Origin of the sequence: Emticicia soli (assembly GCF_037860775.1) — a bacterium.
GTDB classification, from domain to species: Bacteria; Bacteroidota; Bacteroidia; order Cytophagales; family Spirosomataceae; genus Emticicia; species Emticicia soli.
This window is the reverse complement of sequence record NZ_JBBEWC010000005.1, coordinates 152,246-177,461: the sequence shown is the minus strand read 5'-3', so window position 1 is coordinate 177,461 and position 25,216 is coordinate 152,246. Positions and strand designations below refer to the sequence as shown.

Here is a 25,216-nt window from a genome sequence, read left to right as displayed (position 1 = left end):
ATTTCTGTTAAGATAAAGTCTCTTTAAATAACCTTAGCGTACGTTCCCAAGCCAGTTTTGCGGCTTCGGGGCTATAGCGTGTAGGTGCAGTATCATTATTAAAAGCATGGTTTGCTCCTTCATATACATACAATTCGTATTTGGTTCCGGCTGCTTTCAAGGCTTCTTCGTAGACGGGTATTCCAGCATTAACTCTTTCATCTAGTCCGCCATAGTGCAATTGCAATGCTGCTTTTATTTTAGGCACATCAACGGCATCAGCCTGACGGCCATAATAAGCAACAGCGGCATTCAATTCCGGCGAGTTTACAGCCAATTGATTGGCAAGTGCCCCACCCCAGCAAAAACCTACACAGCCTGTTTTGCCATTGCTTTCGGGTCTTGCACGTACATAATCTAAGCCTTTCAGAAAATTATTGATGTTTGTTTGCGAGTCTAGTTTTGCAAATAAACCCCTTGCGTCATCTTCATTGGCAGGCGTTCCACCAAACGGCGAGAGCGCATCAATCGCCAGGGCTAAATAGCCAGCTTTGGCTACACGTCGTGCTACGTCTTTAATATGTGGGTTTAAGCCTCTGTTTTCATGAATAACAATTACCGAGCCCAGTTTTTTACTTGTATCTTTAGGCTTTGTCAGGTATCCTCTCATAGTAGTATTATCACCCTGATAAGTAACACTTTCTATTGTTAAATCGTCGTCATCCTCGTTCACGGTTGCAGCATGTGCGTAGTTAACTTCTAAAAGTGGCAACACCGCAAGAGCTGCTGCCGTACCACCTGTTAATTTTGCCAGACGTTTCATAAACTCATCACGGCTTAGTGGCTTATGGGTGAACTCGTCAAACAAATTAATAATTTCTTGATTCATAAACGTATGCTTTAAATTTTTGAACTTATTATACTTGTACTAGAGGATATGTTTGAGGCTTTTGTTAGTTTCAGCAGTTTTAAAGGGAGGTTTTATTTTTCAGAACCAGCATTTTGACCCAAAAATACAAAAAAGAAGCTTGTCGCAAAGCAACAAGCCTTTTTATTAACCTAATTTTATATTTAAAATCTTTTGTTATCTCTTTTTAATAAAGAGTATAGATATCTTATGTCTTTTTTTTATTTCTGTCTACAATACCAGACTCAACTTATGAGCCATTTTTGTTTATAGACGAAAGTCAATCAGTTTAGGTTTCATCTCAAATTTCTTTTAATCAATATTTAATTGTACTTCAACCTAAACTTTACCCAAAACAACTAACAAAACATATATGTTCAAACATCTATTATACCATTTGGCATATTTTCTCGACAAGTAAGGATATTTATTATAAAACAGTCGATTTTTTTCGACAACAAGTCGTTAAAACACCTTAAACAGTATAAAAGTCTTACCTTAGATTAATCATATAATTTGTTTATTTAGCAATAAACCTTTATTTAGCTATCATTTTTCTGTAAATCTTGTATGGCTATTCAATCTTTTGTTCAGCGTAATCTAATACTAGTTGTCCATCTGGCATTCTGGTGTGCTTATTTTTCGTTTTTCTTTTATCAGATAAGTTTTCAAGACGACGACCAAAGCAGTTATATTAGGCTATTGGCTGATGCTTTGGCTCATGTTTCGATAATCGCTGCCGCCAGTTACATGAATTATTTTTATTTTCTGCCTCGTTTCTTAAACCACAGAAATATTACACGCTATCTGCTAGAGTTTATTATCCCCTTTTTTTTGCTTCATGTCTTTCTGATTTATGTAAAAAGGCAGATATATATTGATAGTGGAGATATTCGCCGAATAGAAGTGGTTTACAGCTCTAAATTTTTTATTAAAAGTTTTATTAGCGCTATATTCATTGCAATTTTTGTAGGAATGCTGAAATTTCTGGATGACTGGCGTGAACTTGAAGCGAAAAAAAAAGAAGTTGAAAACGAGAAACTTACTGCTGAGCTGCGTTTTTTAAAGGCTCAGATCAACCCTCATTTTCTTTTTAACACGCTCAACAATTTATACTCTCTGGCTTTCAGTAACTCACCAAATACTACAGAGGTAATTGCTAAGCTGTCAAAAATGATGCGTTATATGCTCTACGAATCCAACCACGCAAAAATACCATTAAGTAAAGAGATTGAATACATAGAAAATTATATAAGTCTTGAAAAACTCCGATTGAATCATCAGATTCCGATAGATTTTGAGATAAAAGGCGAAATAAACCAAGTCATGATAGTACCTTTGGTTTTGATAACTTTTCTGGAAAACGCCTTTAAACATGGCGTAAATGGTAATGACCCAAACTCGTGGGTAAAGGTTTTTTTACAAGTCAATGGTAAAACCTGTACATACATGGTTGAAAACAGTTCAATTTCTAAGCTAAACAACTTTGTTGGCGAAAATTCGGGTATTGGTTTACAAAATCTTAAAAGACGCCTCGAGTTGAGTTATCCGGGGGCTTATAAATTAAGTGTTGAAAGCAAAGACAATAAATACAGAATTCAATTAAAGATAGATTTGTAATGAATACCAGATGCATAATTGTGGAAGACGAACCCCTGGCCCGTAATTTATTAGAGCAATATATACAAAAAATACCTAGTCTTGAATTAGTAAAATCTTTCTCTAGCCCTTTAGAAGCCTTAGAGTTCTTAAATGCCAATGCCGTAGACGTACTTATTTCTGACATTCAAATGCCTGAGCTGACAGGTATAAGTTTGTTAAAAATATTAACTACCAAACCTTTAATTATTCTTACTACGGCTTATCCTGAATACGCCCTGGAAGGTTATGAACTTGATGTGATGGACTACCTTCTTAAACCTATAACGTTCGAACGTTTCTTACAGGCAATCGAAAAAGCCAAAAATCGTTTGCAGGCGAGCAAACAGCCAACCGTGCAGGAAACAAGCACTGTAAAGCCTTTTATATTTGTAAAAGACCGGACCAAATTAGTTAAAGTTAAATTAGAAGATATTGTATATATAGAGGGGCTGAAAGACTATATTATTATTTATACAAAAGAAAAAAGAATTGTTCCACTACAAACCCTTAAATCTTTTGAAAGCCAACTGCCAGCTAACCAGTTTATTAGAATACATAATTCTTACATTGTTTCATTTGAAGCCATAGAAGCAATAGATAAAGAGAAGGTGCAGATTATTCCTATCAATTACCAGACTGGCTCGCCAGCTAAAACATTTCTACCCGTAAGTGATACTTACCGGAAAGCATTCAAAGAGTTTATTGAACAAAAAAATGCTTAACCAAAGGATATTATTTAATTTCCTGATTGGTTGAATCTTTAATATATTGCTTACCACAATAAATTTTAGTTCAGAAGGTTTATTGAAAAATGATGCTAGCATAAATCATAATTTAGGGGATATTTCGGGATTGAGATTCACTAAAAAGTTTTAATTTTGTAATAAAAACACATTTTACCTATGCTTAATGCAAAAAAGATATTGAAGTTTGCCCTTAGTCTGGTATTTTTTCTGTCACTCTCTGTTTTATATACACAAGCTCAGTATTACCCTGGCTATGGCCGTGGTGGCTATGGCGGTTATGGTGGTATGAACAGATACGGCAGCGATTTTGACAACCCAAAGCCTAAAGGCCCGCTCGACCCTGATGAACTTGCGAAAGAAGAAACCAAATGGATGGTTAAAAAGCTCAAACTTACCGATGAGCAAGAAATTCTGGTGTCGTCGTTGAACGAAGATTATGCTTATCAGCGTAAGGATTTATATGACCGCATCAAGAAAGAATTTGGAGAAACCCGCCCGACACCACAGCAAATAAGTGATGCTAAAGATAAAATGGCGGCATTAGATGATAAACAAAACAAAGAACTAGAAAAAATACTTAATCCTGAGCAATTTAAAGCCTACATGAAGAAGAAGGAGGACGCCAAGAAAAAATCTAAACAATAAGATAAGTAACTAGTTAATAAGTAGATACTAGTTATCTTAATATATGTATGCCCTTTTTCAATAAAGTAAGTACTTCCTGTTATTGTATAAAAATTACCTGGTTGTTTGCTTTTTGTTTTCTTTCAAATGCTAAGGCACAGACTACGCTCACATTGCCTGACTCGGTATTGTTGCAACCCCTTGCCAATGCAAGAACAGGGCTTGGTTTTGCTCTTAGCTGGGATGCCCGTAAATCTTTTATCAATCAACAGCGCGTAAATATATGGGGAGTTAATAGTGGGCTTGTATTCGGAAAAAAAAGAAGTCAGGTTACGATAGGCTATTATTGGATGAGTTTCAACCCTAATTTACGCTTTCTTGCCCTCAAGAAAGGCTCAACGAAGCTCATCAACCTTGATTACTATACTAAAACAGATTTATACTTTATGAATCTGATGTATTGGAACAATTTTATTGACACCCCGCACTGGCGCATAAGTATGCCTTTTGAGGTGGGAATTGGCTCTACCAGAAATCTAAACAACAAGTTATCTACAGACCTACAAGTATGGAAAAAAAAAGATTATTTTATACCTACTCAGGTTGGCTTGTATGCTAGATGGAAAGTAACACGTTGGATAGGCCTATCGGTACAAGGTGGCTATAGACATACGCTTTTGTCAAAAAATATAAAGAATAATTACAATGGTTTTTATTATAGTTTTGGTGCCGAAATCCAACCGGCTTTATTAAGAGACGTGTATCGATGGATTTTTAAAGAAAAAACACCCGAGACCTTGCTAGAGCCCTAAGTAATTACTCATTATTTAAAGATTTTACGATAAAACATTTTTTTTAATTTAAAAAAGCACAAGTACTGTTTTATTGAAACTATCAAACTTTGTATTAAATTCGGTTCAAAAATAAAACAAAGATTCTGTCGTTAAAGTATTAAAATATAAAAAACAAACAAATCTTGAGCCTAGTTTAAAGATGTTGTTGCTTTACAATTAAATATTAATTTTGTACTATATAAATTTTTTAATACATTTGAATTAAGAATTGCAGCAAGCACAGTTTAAAACGAAGGAGTTATAAGAAAATTATAAAATTTCTTGTTTTTTTATCCAAGTTTTTTTTAAATTTGTTCTATCAAAAATAAATAATTAAAAAAATACTTGTTTAGTTATTAATTTCGTTTTTATATTTGAGACTGAAATCATTGCAAAATAAAAATTAAAGCAAAGCAGTGATTTTAATTTAATACCTTAAGAATAGACAATATTATATTTAAATATAAATATTAAAGATAAAAGTTGTGTGGATTTAGTAGCGGGAAAGGCTGGAGTCATTTACTCCAGTCCTTTTTTTTTATACGATTCTTACATTTTAATCCCTTTTTAACCTGATATTAATAACAATTTTAATAGGGTCTTCTAAATTTGTATCAAATAAGCAGAACAAGTAAGTGATTCTTAGCTTAGCGCAAATTAAAAAAGCGCAAAATTCTAGTATTGATATTATTAATTCGTAATATAGTTTTTTCATAAAAGTTGTGTGGATTCAATAGGACAAAGGCTGGGCAAGTTGACCCAGCTTTTTTTTTGCCCGTCAAAAACAATAAATCTGCTTTAGATTAAATTTTAAGTTTTTTTTAAAACTAGCTTGCTTCACCCTATTTTATTTTTTCAGAAAAAACTCTTTTTTAAGTAATCATTTCTCCTCAATAGCTAGTCAGCTTTAATGCTTTTTTAATTTCGTATTAAAGTTATCTTCATCTTTACAATTCAATTTTGTAATGTAATACAAAGCTCTTTATGTGGCCTTGATGTTACCACAATTTCAAATATTTTTTTGAGATTTTATTTTATCCGAATTATTGATTAACTTAAAATCTATTATAACTATGCCAAACGATATGAGAGTTTTAGTAGTCGAAGACGAGCCCAAATTAGCCGAGTTTGTAAAAAAAGGTTTAGAAGAAAATGCATGCAATGTAGATATTGCGTACGACGGGCAAATCGGTAAAAATATGGCCTTGAGTAACCCTTACGATGTTCTAGTACTTGATGTAAATTTGCCTAAAATAAATGGCTTTGATTTAGCCCAACAACTTCGACAAGAGCAATTGAGCACCCCGATCCTGATGCTGACTGCTATGGGTAGTATTAACGACAAATTAATAGGGTTTGGCGCAGGTGCCGATGATTACCTGGTAAAACCCTTTGAGTTCAGAGAATTGCTTGTACGTCTGAGAGCACTACAACGTAGGTCTAGTGATATGCTACCGCAACAAAATATTCTTAAAGTTGCCGATCTTGAGCTTGACTTAAACGAAAAAGTAGCTCGCCGCTCACAACAAACCATTGATTTAACAGCAAGAGAATTTGCTCTATTAGAGTATTTAATGCGTAACAGAGGCCGTGTGGTGTCGCGTGTAGATATTGCTGAAAAAGTATGGGACATCCATTTTGATACCGGCACTAATACTATTGATGTGTATATTAATTTCTTACGTAAAAAAATAGATAAAGACTTTGATACCAAGCTCATACACACTGTTGTAGGAATGGGTTATATTTTGAAAGAAGATTAAGAATTTAAATGAAAATTGTAGACCGACAACCCCTGCGTGCTTCATTGATAGTCTCCATTTTATTTGGAGCATTCTCTATTGTTATCTATAATTTTTATGCTGATTTCCGTCAGAAAGAATTCCTTAAAATTTTAAAGCAGAATGCCATATCAAGAGAACGCTTATTAGCCGATAGTACCAATCTTACACCCGAAATTCTTGAACGGATTCAGACAAATCCAGAATTCAGAATGAAAGGCGAATCGACAGGTATCTATTCAATTAATGGCAAGGCAATCTATACATCATCCGAAGAAGAGCAGTTAGACACCACCCTGTTAAAAAAAGTTCTTAAGAAAAGAGAAATTTCTATTCATGACCAGGACCAGGAATTTGACCAAGTAATTTTTCTTTATCATATTCCAGAAACACATCAGGAGGTTATTCTTTCTGCTGCTGCAATTGATGATTTTGGCAGGGCCAAACAAGAGCGTCTTCGAGATTTATTGCTTGTTGGTACAATGATAGCCATTCTGGTTATTATTTTAATGATGCGCTTTTTTGTAAAAATGGATGTAAAACCCATTGGCCAGATTGCCGATAGGATGGAACAAATAACTGCTCATGATTCAAATAAGCGTCTACCCGAAGCCCGATTACAAGATGAAGTAGGCCAGATGGCGCGCACATTTAACGACCTGCTTGACAGGCTTGAATTTGCCTACACACAACAAAGAAATTTTGTTTCTTATGTAACCCACGAACTCCGAACGCCACTTACAATTATGCAGGGGCAGGCAGAAGTGGCTCTTATGAAAACCCGTACAAACGAAGAATACCGACAGGCTTTGGAGTCTGTAAAGTCAGAAGTACAAGATATGATTAAGCTGGTGAATGAGTTATTAGAACTTGTAAGAGCAAATGCAGATGCACATCTTGTAGATTTAAGACAGGTTAGAATTGACGACTTGCTGTGGCAGGCACGAGGGCAACTGATTCAGAAAAAACAGCATTACGAAATAAATGTAACTTTTGGTGAAGTACCCGATTCTGAGGATATAACCGTGATGGGAAATGCCGCTTTACTAAAAATGGCATTTATGAATATCATGGAAAATGCCTGTAAATATAGCCTTGAGCCTATTTGCCATGTGTTGATACATGCCCGCAGAAAAGAAGTTGAGGTGCGTTTCAGCGACCAGGGAACAGGCATTTCGGAAGATGATTTACAACATATTTTTAAACCATTTTATCGCTCAGTAAATACACATGATATTTCAGGGCACGGCATCGGCCTTCCGCTTACCAAAAGAATCATTGAAATTCATAGAGGAAAAATAACAATTGAGTCAGAAGTTGGGCATGGTACAACAATTATAATTATATTGCCAACAATTGAATAGCAATATAATTTAAATGAAACTTCTTATTTTAGCCGGCGGGATGTCGTCCCGTATGAAAAAAGCCTTAGATGCTGACACTTCTCTTGACCCTAAACTTGTAGAGCAAGCCAATACCCTACCAAAATGCATGATTGGGCTTGGAAAAAATGGTCGCCCTTTTTTAGACTATGTTTTATACAATGCCTCTCAAGCAGGAATCAAAGAAGTAATTCTTGTCTTAAACCCTAAAGATACCGTTACTCAACCTCATTATGAATCTTTAATGAGCGGTAAAAAAAGTTGGGGACTTACCATCTTATTTGCGAGGCAACACATTCCAGAAAACAGAGAAAAACCACTTGGCACAAGCGATGCCATTGAGCAAGCACTTGCCCAATTCCCTTCATGGCAAAGCAGCCGATTCATTGCCTGCAATGGTGATAATCTATATCCAACAAAAGCATTTAAACTATTATTAGAGGATACCCATTCTAATGCCATGCTCGACTGGGATACCGAAGGCTATACCGTAGAGCGTGTACGAAATTGTGCAATCATAAAAAAAGACACAGAGGGTTTCTTGTTGGATTTATTAGAAAAACCCAATGATACCGAATGGGAAGAGATTGTTCGCACCATGCCACGCATCGGTATTAGCTGGAATATCTTTGCCTTTACGGCTTCTAAGTTAATCCCTTTCCTGGAAAAAACGCCCCTACACCCAACCAGAAACGAAAAAGAAATACCTGTTACGGTAAGGCTCTGGGCACAAGAAGACCCTAAAGGAATTTTCACAATTCCAATCTCAGACGTTTTACCTGACTTAACAAGTAAGAACGATATTGCCGATATACAGACGATTCTTGAAAAAGAATACGGAGATTTCTAAGCCTTTTTCTCAACTACCAGATTTTTAGTGGGGTCAATAAAAAACCATAACATTGAAGCCACTATCAAGCAGCCTGCTATCAGGAACAGCGGATAATTGAAGTTATTTGTGTTTTGGACAATAATTCCAAAGATGATGGTGATAAAAAAGCCACCTAATTGTCCGGCAAAATTCATAGCTCCTGCCACTGTTCCTGAGTATTGCTTACCAATATCAACACAAACAGCAAAGGCTACAGGTAAGGTAAAATCTTTTAACAAAACGCATAAAGCCAATAGGTATCCTGCAAGCTCGTTATCGGTAGTTAAACCCGATGCTAAGAAACAAATACTCGAACTGCCAAGCCCTAGTACTCCTACCGCTCTTCTGCCAATTTTAAGTCCATATTTTTTGGTTAATAAATCGCTGGCAAAGCCACCGACAATGCACCCTATTGCTCCTAGAAAATAAGATAATGAAACAAAGTTTTTAGCTTGCTCTTCTGTCATGTGTCTACCTTCCTGAAAATAGGTAGACGACCAGTTTGTAAAGAAATAAGAGGCATAAAAAAACAAATGACACATAAGCATCAGCACCCAGACATTAGGGTTTCCGATAACAATTTTCCAATCAACATGGTGGTCTGATGCTGACTTTTTTCTGCCGCTTTCTATTTCTTCTACTTCTTTTTGAGTAATTCCCTCTTTCTCTGCCGGAATATCCCTAAACCAGAAATACCAGGCAATTGCCCAGATAGCTCCAACCAACCCAAGAATAAAAAATGCCATACGCCAGCCCGCAGCATGTACCAAAGGTATCACCAGCAAAGGAGTTAAAGCCCCTCCTAACCTACCCGCAGCCCAGATAACCGACTGAGCCCTGCCAACTTCAACCGAAGGAAACCAGCGTGATATAACAATTGAGGCATTGGGGAATGCTCCGGCCTCACCTGCGCCAAACAAAAAGCGAACAATTAGCAAATACACAAAATTAAAAGCGGTGCCAGTTAATGCTGTAAAACCAGACCACCAAAGCACAACTCTTGTCAGCACCTTCCGAGGGCCGATTTTATCGCCTAGAATTCCGGTCGGAAGTTCAAAAAGCGCATAAGAAAGCGAAAAAGCTCCCAAAATATAACCGAAAGATTCGTTGTTTAAACCTAAGTCTGCTTTTACATACTTGCTCACTACATTCATACAGACTCTGTCAAGGTAAGTAATAATAGAAAGAAGAAACAACCCAAAAAGCACTTGGTAGCGAATTTTCATACAATTTTGGTTAGGATAGTAAATTTGTGAAAGGTAAATATAAAAAAAATAATCATTAGTCCCTATTTTTGGATACTTATTCACCCCTAACGTTTTATCATGTTTAAACACATTCTTTTTATCAGGCAACGTGTGCTTTATTTAATCGTGTTGCTCAGTTTTGTTTACTATCCGTCATCTGCTCAGCAAGATACCACAATCATTATCAAAGTTCTGGGAGGGTTGCAGTTCGACTTACCTCGTTTTGCTGTCCGCCCCAATACCCGTGTTACGATTACACTCGATAATCACGACGACATGGCGCATAATCTGGTCGTTACTCAACCAAACTCCCGCATAAAAGTAGTTGACGAAGCCCTGAAACTAGCAGGCAATGGCGCAAAAATGGATTATGTACCAAACTCACCGCTTGTAATTGCCCATACCAAAGTGCTTGAACCCGGCCGAATGGAAAGCATAACTTTTGTGGTAGATAAAGAAGGCACATACCCTTATGTATGTACGTATCCAGGGCATGGCTACATTATGTATGGTGCTATGTATGTTACTAATAAACCTATGCCTCCGCTTGAAAAAGACCTGAATGTACCCGAAACCCAAAGACAAAAAACTAGTGGCGCTAGTGCGCATGCAGGGCATCACATGGCAACACCATCGCCACACCCATATCCGCTGAAATATCCTTTGCATTACCGCACCTTTATGCCCGACTGTAGCCCTGCCGCTATTGCCGTGGCACTAAGCGAAACAGAATCGTACTGCTTTGATGCAGGAAAATGCTACCTTCGCTATGCATGGTCGGGTGGTTTTGTAGATAACAGCGAGCAATGGAAAGGTAACGGCAGCAAACTTACCAAAGTAGTTGGCGATATTTACTGGCGAGATAATACAGGCTTCCCATTCAGAATCGGTAATGCTGAAGAAGCACCTGAAGTGCATTTTAAAGGGTATCATTTCACTAATCGTCTACCAACATTCAGATACTTGCTAGACAACATAGAAGTGCGTGAAACACTTAGATTATTGCCCAATGATGCAGGTTTGAGCCGCACTTTTACATTTAAAAATAACACTAAGCCGCTTTTATTCATTACCAAAACTGATGATGGCATAAGCTACCAAAGCTCAGCAGGAAAGTTTAAAGATGGTGTATTACGCATTCCGGCAGGTACACAAAAGGTAACCATAACCATGAAGAAATAAGATGAAAAATATTCGATATATAATTACCCTACTCAATTGCCTGCTGCTTGTAGGCTTTAGTTACGCCAATTATTCCGCTCCGAAAGACTCGGCGGCAGATTATTATACTGTTGAGAACATACCACTTCCAGAAGGATTAATTGCTGAAACGGGTGCTATTGGCTTTATGCCTGATGGAAGATTTATTGCCTGTTTTCACAGAGGCGAAATCATGACCTATAATCTTAAAACCAAGCAATGGAAATTGTTTGCTGAAGGAATGCACGACCCGCTTGGGATTCTGGTAGTAAATAATCGTGAAATCATTATTATGCAACGCCCAGAACTAACAAGAATAAGAGATACTGATGGCGATGGCGTGGCAGATGATTACGAAACTGTAACCGATGATTTTGGTATGTCGGGCAATTACCATGAGTTTGCCTTTGGCCCTGTGGCCGATAAGAAAGGCAATCTGTTTATCGCCCTTAATCTGGCATCAAATGGTGCCGGAATTAGAAACGAAATAAGAGGAAAGTACGATTCCCTTTCTCGCCCTGGGCGTATGTACTCTTGTGTACCATACAGAGGTTGGATTATGAAACTAACTAAAGATGGTAAACTGCACCCGTATGCCGTAGGTTTTCGCTCCCCGAATACAATGGGTATCGACTCACAAGACAGATTGTTCGTAACCGACAATCAAGGTGATTGGTTGGGAACAAGCAAGCTTTTCCATGTAGAAGAAGGCAAATTCTATGGACATCCGGCGGGTTTAATCTGGAAAGAAGACTTTCCGAGAGTAGTGCCTATTAAGTTGCCAGTGGCTACGCTCGATAGTATGCGTACCAAAGAATCGGTACAGTTTCCGCATGGCTATTTTGCCAATTCGGCTACGCAACCTATCTGGGATAATACAAACGGGAAATTTGGGCCATTCACAGGGCAAATGCTTGTAGGCGACATGGACCATAAATATGCCATGCGAGTATTATTAGAAGAAGTAGGTGGTGCTTTGCAGGGTGCGTGTATTCCGATGAATTTTGGTTCTAAAATGCGTATTGGTAACAATAGATTAGTGTTTGCACCCGACGGCAGCCTATGGGTAGGCCAAAACGACCACGGTTGGGCAGGCTCAAGAGGTATACAGAAGATAACCTGGAAAGGTAAAACACATCTGGACATAATGGCGATGAATCTTACTAAAACAGGCTTTGATTTAACATTTACCTTGCCACTTAATGAAGATGCCGCCAAAGATTTAGCCAATTATAAATTCAAACGCTATTATTACGAGTATCATCAGGCTTACGGCTCTAAACAATTTGATTTGCAGGAAATTCCGGTAAAAAGCCTTAAACTATCAGCCGACCGTAAAAAGGTATCGATTGAATTGGCAGATATGAAGGCAGGTTATGTATATGAATTACAAGCCGGAGACCTGAAAACTAACGACGAAAAATATCTTTTTAATAAAATAATCTGCTATTCTTTAAACAAAACACTGGAATAAGGTTTTTATGAGTAGACAAAGAATAAGACATTAAGCAGATTAATAACTGACTAATATCATATTCGTCGAGCTTATAATGCCCGAATTTTGCACTCATAAAATCTAGTCCTAAAAATGTCAACAATAACAGCAGAAGAAGCCCTGAAAGTAGTTAAATCGGGCGATAAGATATATGTGCACAGTGTAGCGGCCGCTCCGCTACACTTGCTCGAAAGTTTAGTAAAACGCTCAAACGAACTAAAAAACGTTGAGTTGTACCATTTGCATACCGAAGGCGACGCACCTTATACCCGCCCCGAGTACGAAGGTATTTTTCATACAAATGCTTTTTTTATCGGCAAAAACGTTCGAAAAGCTATTGAAGAAGGCCGTGGAAGCTATATTCCGGTGTTTTTATCCGAAATCCCACGCCTTTTCCATCAGAAAATTATTCAACTGAATGTGGCACTAATAACTGTTTCGCCTCCCGATAAAAGTGGGTATTGTTCATTAGGCACATCGGTAGATGCTACATTAGCTGCGCTCGAATCAGCCAATGTGGTAATTGCGCAGGTAAATAAATTTATGCCCCGCACACTAGGCGACAGCCAGATTCATGTAAGCCGTATTAATTATCTGGTACCCTTTGATGCACCTCTACATCAGGTTTCGTGGGGAACTCCTACCGAAATAGAGCAAAAAATTGGCACACACGTGGCATCGTTGGTAGAAGACAGAGCCACCCTGCAAATGGGTATTGGCAATATACCTAATGCTGTATTAGCGATGCTCGATAACCATAAAGATTTAGGGATTCATACCGAAATGTTCTCAGATGGAGTAATCCCTTTGGTTGAAAAAGGTGTAGTAACGGGCAGATACAAGAAAAAGCATCCGGGTAAAATTGTTTCTACATTCTTATATGGTACACAACAGCTTTATGATTTTGTAGACGATAATCCGCTCATTAGTATGCTTCCTGTCGATTATGTCAACGATACTTCTATTATCAGACAAAATCCGAAAGTAACCGCTATTAATAGCGCCATTGAAATTGACATTACGGGTCAGGTTTGTGCCGATAGTATTGGTTATAAAATGTACTCGGGTGTTGGTGGACAAATGGACTTTATCCGAGGTGCTGCCTTATCAGAAGGCGGTAAAGCCATTATTGCGCTACCTGCTGCTACCAAATATGGAGAATCTAAAATTGTAACACACTTGAAAGAGGGTGCCGGAATTGTAACAACTCGTGCCCATGTGCATTATGTGGTAACCGAATATGGTATTGCTTATTTATACGGAAAAAATCTGGTTGAAAGGGCTAAAGAGCTAATAAAAGTTGCTCATCCCGACCATCAGGAACGTCTTGAAAAAGAAGCCTTTGAGCGATTCAGACATCAATATTCTCAGGGAATTTACACATATATGTAATTTAGAAACAAAGTACTGATTAATGCTTGAAAGAATTTCATTAGTTGTTAATTTTGAATAATCAAAAATCAACAACTAATGAAATTCTTTTTATTTACTATAACCCTATTGTTTACCCTGAATAGCTTTGCACAAAGCACCTTAAAGTTTGTTAACCCCAGCTCGGTTGCCACGCCAAAAGGCTATTCTCAAACCGCTCAGATAGATTTGGGCAATACAACTATGCTATTGATTGCAGGACAAGTTCCACTCGATAAGCAAGGAAATCTTATAGGGAAAGATGATTTTGAAAAGCAGACAACGCAGGTTTTCAGTAATATCAAAAACATAATTGAGGAAGCAGGCGGCAATATGAATCACCTTGCCAAGATAACTATCTTTATAAAAGATGTCAGCAAAATACAGGTGGTGAGAGAGGTAAGAGATAAGTTTATAAATACCCAAACCCCACCCGCAAGCACATTGGTAGAAGTAAGTAATTTGTATAGAAGCGATGTGATGATTGAAATAGAGGCAACAGCCGTAATTCCTAAAAAGTAAATTTATTTCTTCGGTCGATAAATTCATTTGGCATTAATAGTCCTATGGTTTTATTTTGGCGTATTCAGAGAATAAAACTATAAAAACATGAATAAAATCTTACTCTGCATTCTTGCTGCTGCTTTTTTATCTTCGTGCGTTGGTAAAGGCGAAAAAATCCCTTTAATAAAAACAACAAAATTTGAAGTTGGCCAAACCTACGTATATGATTATGGTGATGCCCGATACGAGGTAAAATGCTTAACAGATACCACTTTACGTTGGGAATGTGTATTTGGCGAAGAAAAAGGCAGACAAGAAACTGACCGCTTTCATCAGAAAGAACTTGATGGAAACACGCTATTTGTTACATGGGCCGAAGCCGATGGCATAGGTGTAAGCCAATTAATTGATTTCAATAAAAACACAGTACAATCTTATTTATTAATAGACAAAAAAATTGAATTGGCCGAAGCCAAAATAAGTATCAAAAACAAGTAAATAATTCTTTGACTAAAAAATGAAAAAAACTGCGTACCTGATTTTATGTTTAATTTCCTTCAATGCGTATAGCCAATTTGAAAAAGGGAAATATTTTGTTGGGGTTGACTACTCGCAAAATTTTTTACTACCTGAAAGGAAAAACAGTCGTATTTCAACATCTCCTATTTTTGGTGTTCCAACAGGTGGATATTTTTTAAAAGAGAATATGCTTTTAGGCTTAAATATAGCCTTTCAGTTGCCGCCCAAAGATTTCAGAGCACTTATCAATAAACCTTATATTCTGGCTTCATTGTCTCCTTTTTTTAGATTGTACAAGAAAACTTCAAATAAGATTGTACCTTTTATACAACTAAGCCCTAAAATTGGGACTAGAATAGGGACAACAAAGATTGTTTTCGATGGTATTGCTGAAGACATTGATGGGACATTGAAATATAAAGAAAATATGTTTGGCGCACAAATTAATGCAGGAGCTTCATTTAAACTTTCTCAAAAAGTATTATTTGATTTGTCCTTGTATCTTGATAGAGTATCTATCACTCAATCTATGGCATTAACTGGTAGTCTTACTAATCCAAATCCTAAAAGCCATTATTCCTATTCAAACACTGGTATTACAGGTGGGTTGAAAATATTGCTTTAAGTGGATTTATAAAACCTAATAAAATTAAAAATGATATTCCGAAAAGCTATAAAGGCAGATGTACCCTTTATTGTACAAATGCTAGCCAACGATAAATTGGGCAAATTGAGAGAAGATTATCAGGAACCTCTACCTGAAAAATACTATGCAGCCTTTGAGAATATCAATGCCGACCAGAATCAGGAATTAATAGTGGTAGAAATAGACGGTGAGGTAATAGGCACTTTGCAGCTAAGTTTTATTCAATACCTTACTTATCAGGGAGGCATCAGAGCACAGATAGAAGCCGTAAGGATACGAGAAGATTTAAGAGGCAGCGGTATTGGACAGCAAATGTTTGAATGGGCTATTGCAAGAGCCAAAGAACGAAAAGCCCATATCTTACAGCTAACTACCGACAAAAGTCGCCCTGAAGCCTTGAATTTTTATGAAAAACTAGGCCTCAAAGCAACTCATGAAGGCATGAAACTTCATTTTGAAGTTTAGTAAGTATCATCTATCAGAAAAATCAATTTGCTTTTTCGGCATCATACAATTGTGGCAGCCATACTCTGAAACGGCTGCCCTCTGTCCATGTGTTTCCGGTTGAGGCTCAATCGCATAAAGTCAGGCTCATGGGCTTTGCTTATCGAAATGCGGATTTTATGATTACCTACTACTTATCTTTTTTCTCTAAAACTATCCAACGATTAAGTGTATTATGCGGCATTTCAATCACAATTTTGTAGAAAGACGATTGATACGCACTTATATCAAGGCTGACTTTTTCGGCAGCAACGGGCACTTTTTTTAGCAGTACATAATTATCTGTTTTACCTGTTTCAAAATAATTGGTAGTACTCAACCAGATTTTGGCCTGCCCTTTTTTATCAATGGCTTTCCATGTTAAGTCTATGGTTTTGTCTTTCAATTGTGCATTTGCTTGTACCGCCGAAACTTTACCAACCAGCGGCACACCATCTATTTCAAATTGTCTGTCACGAGGGAACGAAATACCCATAAACGAAGCAATAGAAGGCATAATATCTACTATACCCGGTTGGTAGTTTCTGAAATAAGGGTTTAGGTCTTTTGCATTGGTAACCATCCAAGTTGCCCGCTCTCTGTCTGACTGTCCGCCGTGATTTTTGCCTGTTTTGGCATCACGTCCGTGGTCGGTAGTAATATAAATTACCCAGTCTTCTTTAAAATTCTTCATTCTATATTGTACCGCCTGCCAAACACGCCCTACTTGCTTATCCATCTGCTCTATGGCTGAATAAAACTGTGGGCTATCACCATATTTATGTCCCATATCGTCAGTAAATTCCAGATACACCCATGTCAGGTCGGCCGCATCTTTTCTGATTGAATTAGCTGCCTCTGTTGATATTTTTTCATCTATCAGATTGATATGTTTACTATCAGCTACGTGCGGATAATTCACCGTATCTAATTCCAAACCATCCAGGTGATAATTAGTCATAATATTTCCGGTCTGAGGTAGGTCATCCCCTACTAATTTCGTACGGTTATCGAGCCAGGTAGAAAAAACAGCAGTTTTCTTGGTAGGATATTGCTCTTTCAAAAAACGGAAGATTGTCCAGTAATTGTAGTTCGGAGCCTTAATATCATTGCCCCATACATTGTGCTTGTTTACCCATGTACCCGTCAGCAAGCTATTGTAACCAACTGCCGAAATAGTAGGCGTTTGAGAATACGTCTTTTTGTCGCCTCCTACATACGCACGCACATAGCCACCAACTTTGGCAATCGAATCAAGGCTAGGTGTGCTTACCTTTTCAATTACATCGTTCGGAATACCATCAACAATAATAAATACTGCTTTTTTGGCGGTTTGCGCCTGACTGGCAACAGCACCTAGCAACATATTAAGCAAAAACAAGGCTTTTTTCATATCACACTAAATCAATTTGTATTTTTTTTTGACCGCAAATATAGTAAAACAATAAGCCTGACTACACGAGCCTATATGAATTATATATTAAATGTAGTTAGTTTTAGTCTCTCTCAAATACATATTCTCCTTTCTCAAAGGGTATTAAAATCAGTTTTTTCTCAGAAACAGTTTGAATTTTAATTAATCGCCCGTTTGAAGAAGACATACAACTGGCACGAATCCGAACATCACCGTTTTCCAATTCATAATTGCCTCCGCCACAGCCTAAAAAAACATATTCAACAGCAATAGTATTCTTATATTTTTCATGAAAAGTGTTAGTGAATGTTAGAAACACGCCTTTATTGCTTGGCACCTTTACATTGGTACAACTATTAGTACCACTGAGTTGGCAATAAGACACTAATTTTCAGTTGCCTATAAGCCAGGTTTCTGGCTCAAGCTTTTTATCTTTACAACTAATAAGTAAGCTGACTAATACTATTGTAAGTAGTTTTTTTTCATAATTTAGGTTGACTGAATTGAATCCTGACCATCAATACAATATTAATCAAAAATTGACCAATAGGCAAATCCTATGAGGCGGGCAAACATTAAGCAAAATTTATAGCTTTAACCTAGGCACACTTTAATAAGGGTGGTATATTTGCTTAGCCATCTATCAAAAAACCTCTTCTATGAACAAAAAAAAACTATTAAGCCTAATATTTCTCTGTTTTCTTTCTACTATCACTTATTCGCAAACAGCCAAGCCTTGGTGGAAACGCAACAACCTAAGAGTAATCCAGACCAATTTACCTGCTTATGAAGCGGCTACACTCAACCCAGACTCATTAGTAAAAGACTTAATCGACCATTCGGCCAATACGCTCATTATTAATGCTGGTGGTATTATGGCATTCTATAAAACCAAGCTCGACTTTCATTATACAAACCCCTACATGAAAGAAGATATGCTAGCCGAGGTGGTAAAGAAATGCCATCAACACTATATAAAAGTAATTGTTCGTTTTGATTTCAGTCGGGTACACGAAAGCATCTTTAAAGCGCACCCTGACTGGTGCTATATTTCGCCCAAAAACGAGCGCATTATAAATACAGATATGTATGTGGTATCTATCAATGCGCCTTATGTGCAAGACAAAGCCTTTAAAATTATTGAAGAAGTAATCGATAATTTCCCGATTGATGGAATCTTCTTGAATATGCCAGGGTATCAGGTCAATAACCCCTACGAAGGCAAATATCACGGTATAGACCAGAATGAATATGATAAAAAAGCTTTTGCGGCTTATAGCAATGGCACAGCCTTACCTACTGTAGAAGATAAAACCGACCCTGTGTATCAGCAATACCTCAGTTTTAAGAAAAGTACAATAGAAAACTGGTCGGAGCGATTGCACCAACTCGTAAAATCAAAAAGTAATCAGATTGCTATTTGTACTTATCTCGACAAGCACGTTGATATTATCCGTCATGAATCGCAGACTAATAGCCTACCCTACTGGCCATATAGTGCATCTGATAATGTAAGTAACGCTGCTAACTCTTTTCCTGAGCATATTATCAGCAATAGTAGTATTCAGCAAATTTCGTTTCAGTCGAGATACAATGCCGTTGAGCCCGAAGAAGTGGGTATTCGTTTGTATGAAAACATAGCCAACGGCTCAGGACTAGATATAAGCATGATGGGCGATATGCGCGGCTATGAAGATGAGCGCAATTTTGGTATAGTAAAGAAAATATATTCGCATCACAAGAAGCATGAACAGTACTTTGGCAATTACACTTCAGTAGCTAAAATAGCACTTATTGCGCCGGGTGCATGGCCAAGCGGCGAACCGATGCAGGAATACAGAGGGATACAATTGATGTTGAAAGAAGCACATATTCCTTTCGATATTATTGAAGACGCACAGATATCGAATCTAAAAGAGAAACTTCAAAAATACAGATTGATTATACTGCCCGAAATAAGCTATTTAAAACCGGAAGCCATTGCATTACTAAAAGACCTTAACCAGCAAGGCACAAGCCTGATAGCTACAAATCGTAGTTTTTTTGACTCGCCCGAAACTTTACAAACTTTGTTTGGCGCAAAAATCGTGAATAAAGACCACGATGGCAGCGGTTTTTATTTATCACCTGATAATAAAGAGTTATTTAAGCGATTCGGCCAACAAAAAATGCTTTTCTGGAAGTTTAATCTAGGCTTGTATGATTTATCTGACGCCGACAAAACCTATTTACCCATCTTAAGCAAAGGAAGACCCGGCCCACCAGAAATCATCGGAGGGCACGAACCCACCAATTATTATGCATTAGGTATTAAGGAGCAGGCAAAAGCTAAAAATGCTATATTACCAATTAATCTGGGCAAGCTTTATTACTTGCATGGCTATGAGCAGCATAAAAATATTTTGCTTGATGTGATTGATTATATCTTTCCCGAAAACGGGCAAATCGTTCAGACAAATGCCCCTGAACGCATAGAAGTAATTTTGCAGGAATACAAAAAGAATATTCTAGCCAACGACGCTCAAAAGCAAAGCGATGGTTTGATTTTACACCTTGTGAATCTAACCGGCTTTAGTGGCAATACTTATTTTAAGCCTTTACCTGTTTATAATACTAGCTTCAAAATCAAAACTGAGTTTAAGCCTTCTAATATATTTTCGCTTAACTCAGGTAGCGCTATTCCGTTTACATGGGCCAGTGGTTTTGTGAGCTTTAAGCTGAAAACCATTGAAGATTTTGATGGAATTGTCATAAACAGATAGATAGCAGAAATAAAGTCTAAACCCTCAAAAATATGCTATTTAATAAACCTGTTACCATTTAAAACCCCATTATGAGAACTATTATTTTCCTTTTTGCTTTCCTTTATTCTGCACAGATTTCGGCACAAATTGATTTTGTTAAACCCTTTAAAGATTGTGATATAAATGGTAGCACTACTGTTTATGATTACAAAAACAAAAAATGGGTATTCAGTAATAATGCTGATGCCAAACTCGAAACCTTACCTGCGTCCACATTCAAAATAATTAATTTACTGATTGCACTCGAAACTAACGTAATTAAAGATGAAAACGAGGTAGTAAAATGGGTTGGTACTACAGATACTACTTTGTATGGCTACCGACCGGATATTTATAAAGACATGACCGTAAAAGAAGCCTTTGAAGTATCGGCCGGGTGGGTGTTTACAGAATTAGCCAAAAAGATAGGTAAAGAACGATACAAACATTATTTAAAACTTTGCCAATATGGTAACCAGAACTTATCTCAAAAAGATGCCGATTTCTGGAACTTTGGTGCTTTTGCTATTTCACCTATTAATCAGGTTGAGTTCTTGATAAAAGTATATGAAGAAAAACTACCGTTCTCAAAAAGAAACATTGAGATTTTGAAAAGGGTAATGCTTACAGAAAAAAACGATACTTATAGCATTAGGTCAAAAACGGGCTGGACGAGGGTTTCGGGCAATGACATAGGCTGGTGGGTTGGCTATATTGAGCGAAACGACAACGCCTATTTCTTTGCGACCAGAATCATAAAAAAGCGCAGCATTATCAACAAAAACTTTGGGCAATGCCGTAAAGACATAACGAAGAACATTCTTAAACAGATGAATGCAATAGAATAAGTATTATTAAAATCATTACAGGCATTAATCTGTTCAATAATTTACAGATTAATGCCTTTTTTACTCTTTCTTTCTTTAGATGGACTAACAAACCAACTTCATAAAAGATACATACCTAGCATTTTTAATGAGAGTATAAGAGCAAAACAGCATCTCAAGTGAAATTTTAATAGTATATTTGGGCTAATGTACTATTTATGCCCTTTGCAAAAAGTAACCTAAACCCTTGATTAGCCTCTCACTATGCTCAATCTAAATTTATTATGAAAAAAATTATTTTCTCCTCTTTAACTATGCTGACTGCGGTGTTTTTTACAGGATGCAGCAGTACAGAAAGTTCATTTGATGAACAAGATGGCCTTAGTTCTTTTAATAAAGACAGTCTTGCACAACATATTATTACCCTAGCTTCAGACGAGTTTCAGGGTCGCCGCCCATTTACTGTTGGTGAAACCAAAACAGTTGAGTATCTGACTCAAACCCTGAAAAATATGGGTGTTGAGCCAGGCAATGGCAATGAGTATTTTCAGAAAGTACCAATGGTTGAAATTACCCCAACCTGCGACCCTACCATGAAAATACAATCGGCCAAAGGGAATTTTGTTTTAAAAAATATGGACGACTATGTAATCTGGACAGAAAATACTGATTCAGTAATCTCTTTAAATAACGATGAAGTTGTTTTTGCAGGTTTTGGCGTGGTAGCCCCTGAATATAACTGGAACGATTACGCTGGGCTTGATGTAAAAGATAAAGTAGTGCTAGTAATGGTAAACGACCCGGGTTTTAGCTCTGGTGATACTACTATGTTTAAAGGCGCAGAAATGACTTATTATGGCCGCTGGACTTACAAATTTGAAGAAGCCGCACGCCAGGGAGCAAAGGCTTGTTTGATTGTACACAACGAAAAAGCGGCATCTTATCCATTTAGTGTGGTTCAGAATTCATGGGGTAAATCTCAACAACACCTTGATACCAGAGGCAGCAAGGAATATCGTTGCCCGGTGGAAGGCTGGATTACCGAAGCCGCAGCTAAAAAACTATTGAACACTATTGGCAATGGCGAGTCACTTTTAGCAAATGCTAACCAAAAAGGTTTTAAACCTATGGCATTGAATCTGAAAGTTTCTACCTCTATGAAAGTAAAAGCAGTATTTAACGAGTCTAAAAATGTAATCGGAAAAATAACAGGCACTAAACGCCCCGATGAATACATTATATATACTGCTCACTGGGACCACTTCGGTATAGGCAAACCAGATGCAAAAGGAGATTCTATTTATAATGGGGCATTAGATAATGCCAGTGGTACAGCCGCTATATTAGAAGTAGCCCGAGCTTTTAAGAGTTTGAAAAACAAACCGGAGCGTAGCATTGTTTTTTTGTTTGTAACAGGCGAAGAGCAAGGCTTATTAGGTTCGGCGTACTATGCACAAAATCCGGTTTATGCTATCGATAAAACAGTGGCCAATCTGAATATTGATGTAATAAACAATTTTGGCCCTACAAAAGATGTTTCTATTGCAGGCGGCGAAGGTCAGTCTGATTTAGAAGATTATTTGAAAAAAGAATTAGAAAGCAAAGGGAGGTACATTGCACCTGAAGCTCACCCTGAAGCAGGACATTATTTCCGTTCTGACCATTTTAGTTTTGCAAAAGTTGGCGTACCTGCCCTTACTACCGGAAGTGGCGTTGATGAAATACCACAAGGAAAAGAATATGGTAAAAAACAACAAGAAGCCTACACCGAGCATTTTTATCACCAAACTACCGATGAGTATGATGCCACAACCTGGAAACTGGAAGGCGGTTTAGAAGATACCATTTTACTATTTCAGATAGGAAAAAGATTGGCCTCTGAAACTACCTTTCCACAATGGAAAGAAGGCTCAGAATTTAAAGCATTAAGAAAAAAATAACCAAATGAAAATAATGAATCAATCAACCGAGACAAACAGGCCGGCTGCCATTACATTTGCGTGTACAGCAGGTTTTGTGTGGGCTGCACTATCTATTCCTCTCATTTTTTTTAGTAGCACTAAAACAATAGGTACGTGGTACCCACCTTATTTGGCTTTTACAGTGCTGGCAAGTTTTGCCAGTGTATACGGTATCTGGATACAGAAACGATGGGGCTTCTATGGTTACATAGCATTCAATGTTATTAATCAGGTTGTACTTATCAGTATGGGCATGTGGACACTGTTTTCTATTCTCATTCCTGCTATTGTGATTGGAGTAAGTTATAAACACTTGAAAGAGTTAAATTAATCAATAAATAGATGATAAATAGAAATGCCACTTTGGACTTCCAAAGTGGCATTTCTATTTATCTTAATTCAATATTAAATCATTTATCAGGATTTAATAAATCGTAGAATTGGTCAAGTTTCGGCATCAAGATGATACGAGTACGACGGTTAGTTGCACGTCCTTCAGATGTATCGTTGCTTGTTAAAACATTGTATTCACCTCTACCGGCTGCAATCAATCTGTTTGGATCAACTTTGAAGTTTGTTTGTAGTGCACGTACTACTGAAGTAGCTCTTTTCACACTCAAATCCCAGTTATCGTTGATACAATCAGTTTTGATTGATACGTTATCTGTGTAACCTTCGATCATTACCTCAAGGTCAGGACGAGATGCAATGATTTGTGCAATTTTACCTAACACTTCGTTAGCTCTGCTCGAAAGTCTGTGACTTCCGCTCGAGAACAACATTTTGTCAGAGATATTTACCATTACAACAGTTTTGTCAACTTTAATCTCTACATCTTTGTCTTCTATACCTGCGCTCAACACACGTGTTAAGTTTACAGCTAAAGCAAGATTAATAGAGTCAGTTTTAGTTCTTGCTGCTTGTAACAAATTAATATACTTATCTTTTTTCTCTAATTGAGATAAAGTTTTGTCGATGTTATCGTTAGCAGCTTTTGAAAGTACAGTAAGGTTACCAACTTGTTCCAATTGCTTGTCACGAAGACCTTTCAAATCATTAACCTGATCTCTCAAATCTTTAATTTGTTGGTCACGTTGTGTGATATCATTTGTTGTTGCAGTACGCAAGCTTTCTCTTTCTTGTTCTGCTTTAGCCAAACGATCTTTGAAGTCTTGCACGGTATCACCACATTTTACTAAATCAGCTTGTGATTTTTCATACTGTTGTTGAAGACCAGCATACTTCTTTTTCGCCACACACGACGACATAAAAATACCTACGGCAATAAAAAATAGAAATTTAGAAGGGGTTTTCATACACTAATCTACTTTGTGTTTAGGGTTTAAAATTTCTGTAAATTTCGAAAATAATGAATTAATAAAAAATTAAATCTTAGGCGTACTATTGTTTTTTTACGTTTAGTACTACCACTTGATAAAAAAATACTATTTATGAATCAAAAATCATCAGAATAGTATCAAACTTTATCAAATTTTAATCTTAGTCACGCACTAAAAATGCTTAAAAGTAAAAAATTTAGCTAAAATTTTATTTTTGTTAATTTTTTTCGCTTTACACCTAACAGCGTGTAAAAAGTTGATTTTTTATTTTTGATGTCGGCAGAGCCAACGCACACCTTATTTAAGATTTTCCAAAAATATTTTAAAAATCAGCTCAGTGCAGTTTCTACATTTATTTTACAAATATTGAAACTTATAAAATAAAAGCCTGACAATCGGCTGACTATCAGGCTTTTACGTTAAGGCTTCGCAGCGATTTGTGACCCTAAGGGGAATCGAACCCCTGTTTAATCCGTGAAAGGGACTTGTCCTAACCGCTAGACGATAGGGCCGGCTGGTTCCATTTATCGTCTGCGTTGCTGTAACGTGGTGCAAAAGTACAGCTTTTTTTTTACAATGCAATAGCTGACCAAAAAAAAATCAAAAATTTTCATTTTTTTTTT

23 protein-coding genes and 1 tRNA gene are annotated in these 25,216 nt (G+C 37.1%); 18 read left to right on the top strand and 6 right to left on the bottom strand.

Annotated elements, in window-relative coordinates; genetic code table 11:
* Positions 1-7: 7 nt before the first annotated feature.
* Complete coding sequence (locus WAE64_RS08640) at positions 8-868, bottom strand: dienelactone hydrolase family protein (RefSeq protein ID WP_340235941.1); 861 nt, start codon at positions 866-868, stop codon at positions 8-10.
* Between the two features lie 588 nt (positions 869-1,456).
* On the opposite strand from WAE64_RS08640, the gene WAE64_RS08635 reads away from it, so the two are divergent.
* The 7 genes from WAE64_RS08635 to WAE64_RS08605 all read left to right on the top strand — a co-directional run bounded on the left by WAE64_RS08635 (position 1,457) and on the right by WAE64_RS08605 (position 8,743).
* Complete coding sequence (locus WAE64_RS08635) at positions 1,457-2,506, top strand: sensor histidine kinase (protein WP_340235939.1); 1,050 nt, start codon at positions 1,457-1,459, stop codon at positions 2,504-2,506.
* The gene (locus WAE64_RS08630) at positions 2,506-3,249 is read left to right on the top strand and encodes a LytR/AlgR family response regulator transcription factor (RefSeq protein WP_340235936.1); all 744 of its coding nucleotides are present in this window, start codon (positions 2,506-2,508) and stop codon (positions 3,247-3,249) included. Before WAE64_RS08635 ends, WAE64_RS08630 begins: the two co-directional genes overlap by 1 nt.
* Positions 3,250-3,429: 180 nt before the next feature.
* Entirely contained in the window at positions 3,430-3,918 is a 489-nt protein-coding gene (locus WAE64_RS08625; protein WP_340235934.1) for a hypothetical protein, read from the top strand.
* Between the two features lie 47 nt (positions 3,919-3,965).
* On the top strand, positions 3,966-4,709 hold the full coding sequence (locus tag WAE64_RS08620) for a hypothetical protein (protein WP_340235929.1): 744 nt from the start codon (positions 3,966-3,968) through the stop codon (positions 4,707-4,709).
* 1,106 nt (positions 4,710-5,815) lie between these two features.
* Positions 5,816-6,493, top strand: coding sequence for a response regulator transcription factor (locus WAE64_RS08615; protein WP_340235927.1), 678 nt, complete (start codon positions 5,816-5,818; stop codon positions 6,491-6,493).
* Positions 6,494-6,501: 8 nt separating this feature from the next.
* Positions 6,502-7,875: a HAMP domain-containing sensor histidine kinase gene (locus tag WAE64_RS08610; protein WP_340235925.1), complete on the top strand. Its 1,374-nt coding sequence runs from the start codon at positions 6,502-6,504 to the stop codon at positions 7,873-7,875.
* 13 nt (positions 7,876-7,888) lie between these two features.
* Positions 7,889-8,743: a sugar phosphate nucleotidyltransferase gene (locus tag WAE64_RS08605; protein WP_340235923.1), complete on the top strand. Its 855-nt coding sequence runs from the start codon at positions 7,889-7,891 to the stop codon at positions 8,741-8,743.
* On the opposite strand, the gene WAE64_RS08600 is transcribed toward WAE64_RS08605, so the two are convergent.
* Positions 8,740-9,990: an MFS transporter gene (locus WAE64_RS08600; protein ID WP_340235920.1), complete on the bottom strand. Its 1,251-nt coding sequence runs from the start codon at positions 9,988-9,990 to the stop codon at positions 8,740-8,742. The genes WAE64_RS08605 and WAE64_RS08600 overlap by 4 nt on opposite strands.
* A 99-nt stretch (positions 9,991-10,089) precedes the next feature.
* Here WAE64_RS08600 and WAE64_RS08595 point away from each other — a divergent pair, with 99 nt between their 5' ends.
* From WAE64_RS08595 to WAE64_RS08565, 7 genes are all read left to right on the top strand, one after another.
* Positions 10,090-11,193, top strand: coding sequence for a plastocyanin/azurin family copper-binding protein (locus tag WAE64_RS08595; protein ID WP_340235918.1), 1,104 nt, complete (start codon positions 10,090-10,092; stop codon positions 11,191-11,193).
* Between the two features lies 1 nt (position 11,194).
* A complete protein-coding gene (locus WAE64_RS08590) occupies positions 11,195-12,685 on the top strand; it encodes a DUF7133 domain-containing protein (protein WP_340235916.1) in 1,491 nt (496 codons plus the stop codon).
* 114 nt (positions 12,686-12,799) lie between these two features.
* The gene (locus tag WAE64_RS08585; RefSeq protein WP_340235913.1) at positions 12,800-14,098 is read left to right on the top strand and encodes an acetyl-CoA hydrolase/transferase family protein; all 1,299 of its coding nucleotides are present in this window, start codon (positions 12,800-12,802) and stop codon (positions 14,096-14,098) included.
* Positions 14,099-14,176: 78 nt separating this feature from the next.
* Positions 14,177-14,638 (top strand): RidA family protein, encoded by a 462-nt coding sequence (locus WAE64_RS08580; RefSeq protein ID WP_340235908.1) that lies wholly within the window; start codon positions 14,177-14,179, stop codon positions 14,636-14,638.
* A gap of 87 nt (positions 14,639-14,725) precedes the next feature.
* Positions 14,726-15,118, top strand: coding sequence for a MoaF-related domain-containing protein (locus WAE64_RS08575; RefSeq protein WP_340235905.1), 393 nt, complete (start codon positions 14,726-14,728; stop codon positions 15,116-15,118).
* A 19-nt stretch (positions 15,119-15,137) separates the two neighbouring features.
* On the top strand, positions 15,138-15,764 hold the full coding sequence (locus WAE64_RS08570; RefSeq protein WP_340235903.1) for a hypothetical protein: 627 nt from the start codon (positions 15,138-15,140) through the stop codon (positions 15,762-15,764).
* A gap of 30 nt (positions 15,765-15,794) precedes the next feature.
* Positions 15,795-16,250 (top strand): GNAT family N-acetyltransferase, encoded by a 456-nt coding sequence (locus WAE64_RS08565; protein ID WP_340235901.1) that lies wholly within the window; start codon positions 15,795-15,797, stop codon positions 16,248-16,250.
* A 169-nt stretch (positions 16,251-16,419) separates the two neighbouring features.
* Here WAE64_RS08565 and WAE64_RS08560 read toward each other — a convergent pair whose 3' ends face one another.
* Together WAE64_RS08560 and WAE64_RS08555 are read right to left on the bottom strand one after the other, a co-directional pair.
* A complete protein-coding gene (locus WAE64_RS08560) occupies positions 16,420-17,661 on the bottom strand; it encodes an alkaline phosphatase family protein (RefSeq protein ID WP_340235899.1) in 1,242 nt (413 codons plus the stop codon).
* Positions 17,662-17,764: 103 nt separating this feature from the next.
* Positions 17,765-18,001 (bottom strand): hypothetical protein, encoded by a 237-nt coding sequence (locus tag WAE64_RS08555; RefSeq protein ID WP_340235897.1) that lies wholly within the window; start codon positions 17,999-18,001, stop codon positions 17,765-17,767.
* 340 nt (positions 18,002-18,341) lie between these two features.
* Here WAE64_RS08555 and WAE64_RS08550 point away from each other — a divergent pair, with 340 nt between their 5' ends.
* The 4 genes from WAE64_RS08550 to WAE64_RS08535 all read left to right on the top strand — a co-directional run bounded on the left by WAE64_RS08550 (position 18,342) and on the right by WAE64_RS08535 (position 23,584).
* The gene (locus WAE64_RS08550) at positions 18,342-20,444 is read left to right on the top strand and encodes an alpha-amylase family protein (protein WP_340235895.1); all 2,103 of its coding nucleotides are present in this window, start codon (positions 18,342-18,344) and stop codon (positions 20,442-20,444) included.
* A 71-nt stretch (positions 20,445-20,515) separates the two neighbouring features.
* On the top strand, positions 20,516-21,313 hold the full coding sequence (locus tag WAE64_RS08545) for a penicillin-binding transpeptidase domain-containing protein (RefSeq protein ID WP_340235893.1): 798 nt from the start codon (positions 20,516-20,518) through the stop codon (positions 21,311-21,313).
* A 263-nt stretch (positions 21,314-21,576) separates the two neighbouring features.
* Positions 21,577-23,232 (top strand): M28 family metallopeptidase, encoded by a 1,656-nt coding sequence (locus WAE64_RS08540; protein WP_340235891.1) that lies wholly within the window; start codon positions 21,577-21,579, stop codon positions 23,230-23,232.
* A 13-nt stretch (positions 23,233-23,245) separates the two neighbouring features.
* Positions 23,246-23,584 (top strand): hypothetical protein, encoded by a 339-nt coding sequence (locus tag WAE64_RS08535; protein WP_340235887.1) that lies wholly within the window; start codon positions 23,246-23,248, stop codon positions 23,582-23,584.
* A gap of 79 nt (positions 23,585-23,663) precedes the next feature.
* On the opposite strand, the gene WAE64_RS08530 is transcribed toward WAE64_RS08535, so the two are convergent.
* Positions 23,664-24,569, bottom strand: coding sequence for an OmpA/MotB family protein (locus tag WAE64_RS08530; RefSeq protein ID WP_340235885.1), 906 nt, complete (start codon positions 24,567-24,569; stop codon positions 23,664-23,666).
* Between the two features lie 464 nt (positions 24,570-25,033).
* A tRNA-Glu gene (locus tag WAE64_RS08525) sits at positions 25,034-25,105 on the bottom strand.
* Positions 25,106-25,216: the final 111 nt, after the last annotated feature.

Coding starts and splice junctions, on each gene's coding strand:
- WAE64_RS08640 (WP_340235941.1), bottom strand. CDS start 868: ATGAATCAAGAAATTATTAATTTGTTTGACGAGTTCACCCATAAGCCA.
- WAE64_RS08620 (WP_340235929.1), top strand. CDS start 3,966: ATGCCCTTTTTCAATAAAGTAAGTACTTCCTGTTATTGTATAAAAATT.
- WAE64_RS08580 (WP_340235908.1), top strand. CDS start 14,177: ATGAAATTCTTTTTATTTACTATAACCCTATTGTTTACCCTGAATAGC.
- WAE64_RS08605 (WP_340235923.1), top strand. CDS start 7,889: ATGAAACTTCTTATTTTAGCCGGCGGGATGTCGTCCCGTATGAAAAAA.
- WAE64_RS08590 (WP_340235916.1), top strand. CDS start 11,195: ATGAAAAATATTCGATATATAATTACCCTACTCAATTGCCTGCTGCTT.
- WAE64_RS08610 (WP_340235925.1), top strand. CDS start 6,502: ATGAAAATTGTAGACCGACAACCCCTGCGTGCTTCATTGATAGTCTCC.
- WAE64_RS08540 (WP_340235891.1), top strand. CDS start 21,577: ATGAAAAAAATTATTTTCTCCTCTTTAACTATGCTGACTGCGGTGTTT.
- WAE64_RS08535 (WP_340235887.1), top strand. CDS start 23,246: ATGAATCAATCAACCGAGACAAACAGGCCGGCTGCCATTACATTTGCG.
- WAE64_RS08530 (WP_340235885.1), bottom strand. CDS start 24,569: ATGAAAACCCCTTCTAAATTTCTATTTTTTATTGCCGTAGGTATTTTT.
- WAE64_RS08625 (WP_340235934.1), top strand. CDS start 3,430: ATGCTTAATGCAAAAAAGATATTGAAGTTTGCCCTTAGTCTGGTATTT.
- WAE64_RS08545 (WP_340235893.1), top strand. CDS start 20,516: ATGAGAACTATTATTTTCCTTTTTGCTTTCCTTTATTCTGCACAGATT.
- WAE64_RS08615 (WP_340235927.1), top strand. CDS start 5,816: ATGAGAGTTTTAGTAGTCGAAGACGAGCCCAAATTAGCCGAGTTTGTA.
- WAE64_RS08575 (WP_340235905.1), top strand. CDS start 14,726: ATGAATAAAATCTTACTCTGCATTCTTGCTGCTGCTTTTTTATCTTCG.
- WAE64_RS08550 (WP_340235895.1), top strand. CDS start 18,342: ATGAACAAAAAAAAACTATTAAGCCTAATATTTCTCTGTTTTCTTTCT.
- WAE64_RS08595 (WP_340235918.1), top strand. CDS start 10,090: ATGTTTAAACACATTCTTTTTATCAGGCAACGTGTGCTTTATTTAATC.
- WAE64_RS08585 (WP_340235913.1), top strand. CDS start 12,800: ATGTCAACAATAACAGCAGAAGAAGCCCTGAAAGTAGTTAAATCGGGC.
- WAE64_RS08570 (WP_340235903.1), top strand. CDS start 15,138: ATGAAAAAAACTGCGTACCTGATTTTATGTTTAATTTCCTTCAATGCG.
- WAE64_RS08565 (WP_340235901.1), top strand. CDS start 15,795: ATGATATTCCGAAAAGCTATAAAGGCAGATGTACCCTTTATTGTACAA.
- WAE64_RS08600 (WP_340235920.1), bottom strand. CDS start 9,990: ATGAAAATTCGCTACCAAGTGCTTTTTGGGTTGTTTCTTCTTTCTATT.
- WAE64_RS08630 (WP_340235936.1), top strand. CDS start 2,506: ATGAATACCAGATGCATAATTGTGGAAGACGAACCCCTGGCCCGTAAT.
- WAE64_RS08560 (WP_340235899.1), bottom strand. CDS start 17,661: ATGAAAAAAGCCTTGTTTTTGCTTAATATGTTGCTAGGTGCTGTTGCC.
- WAE64_RS08635 (WP_340235939.1), top strand. CDS start 1,457: ATGGCTATTCAATCTTTTGTTCAGCGTAATCTAATACTAGTTGTCCAT.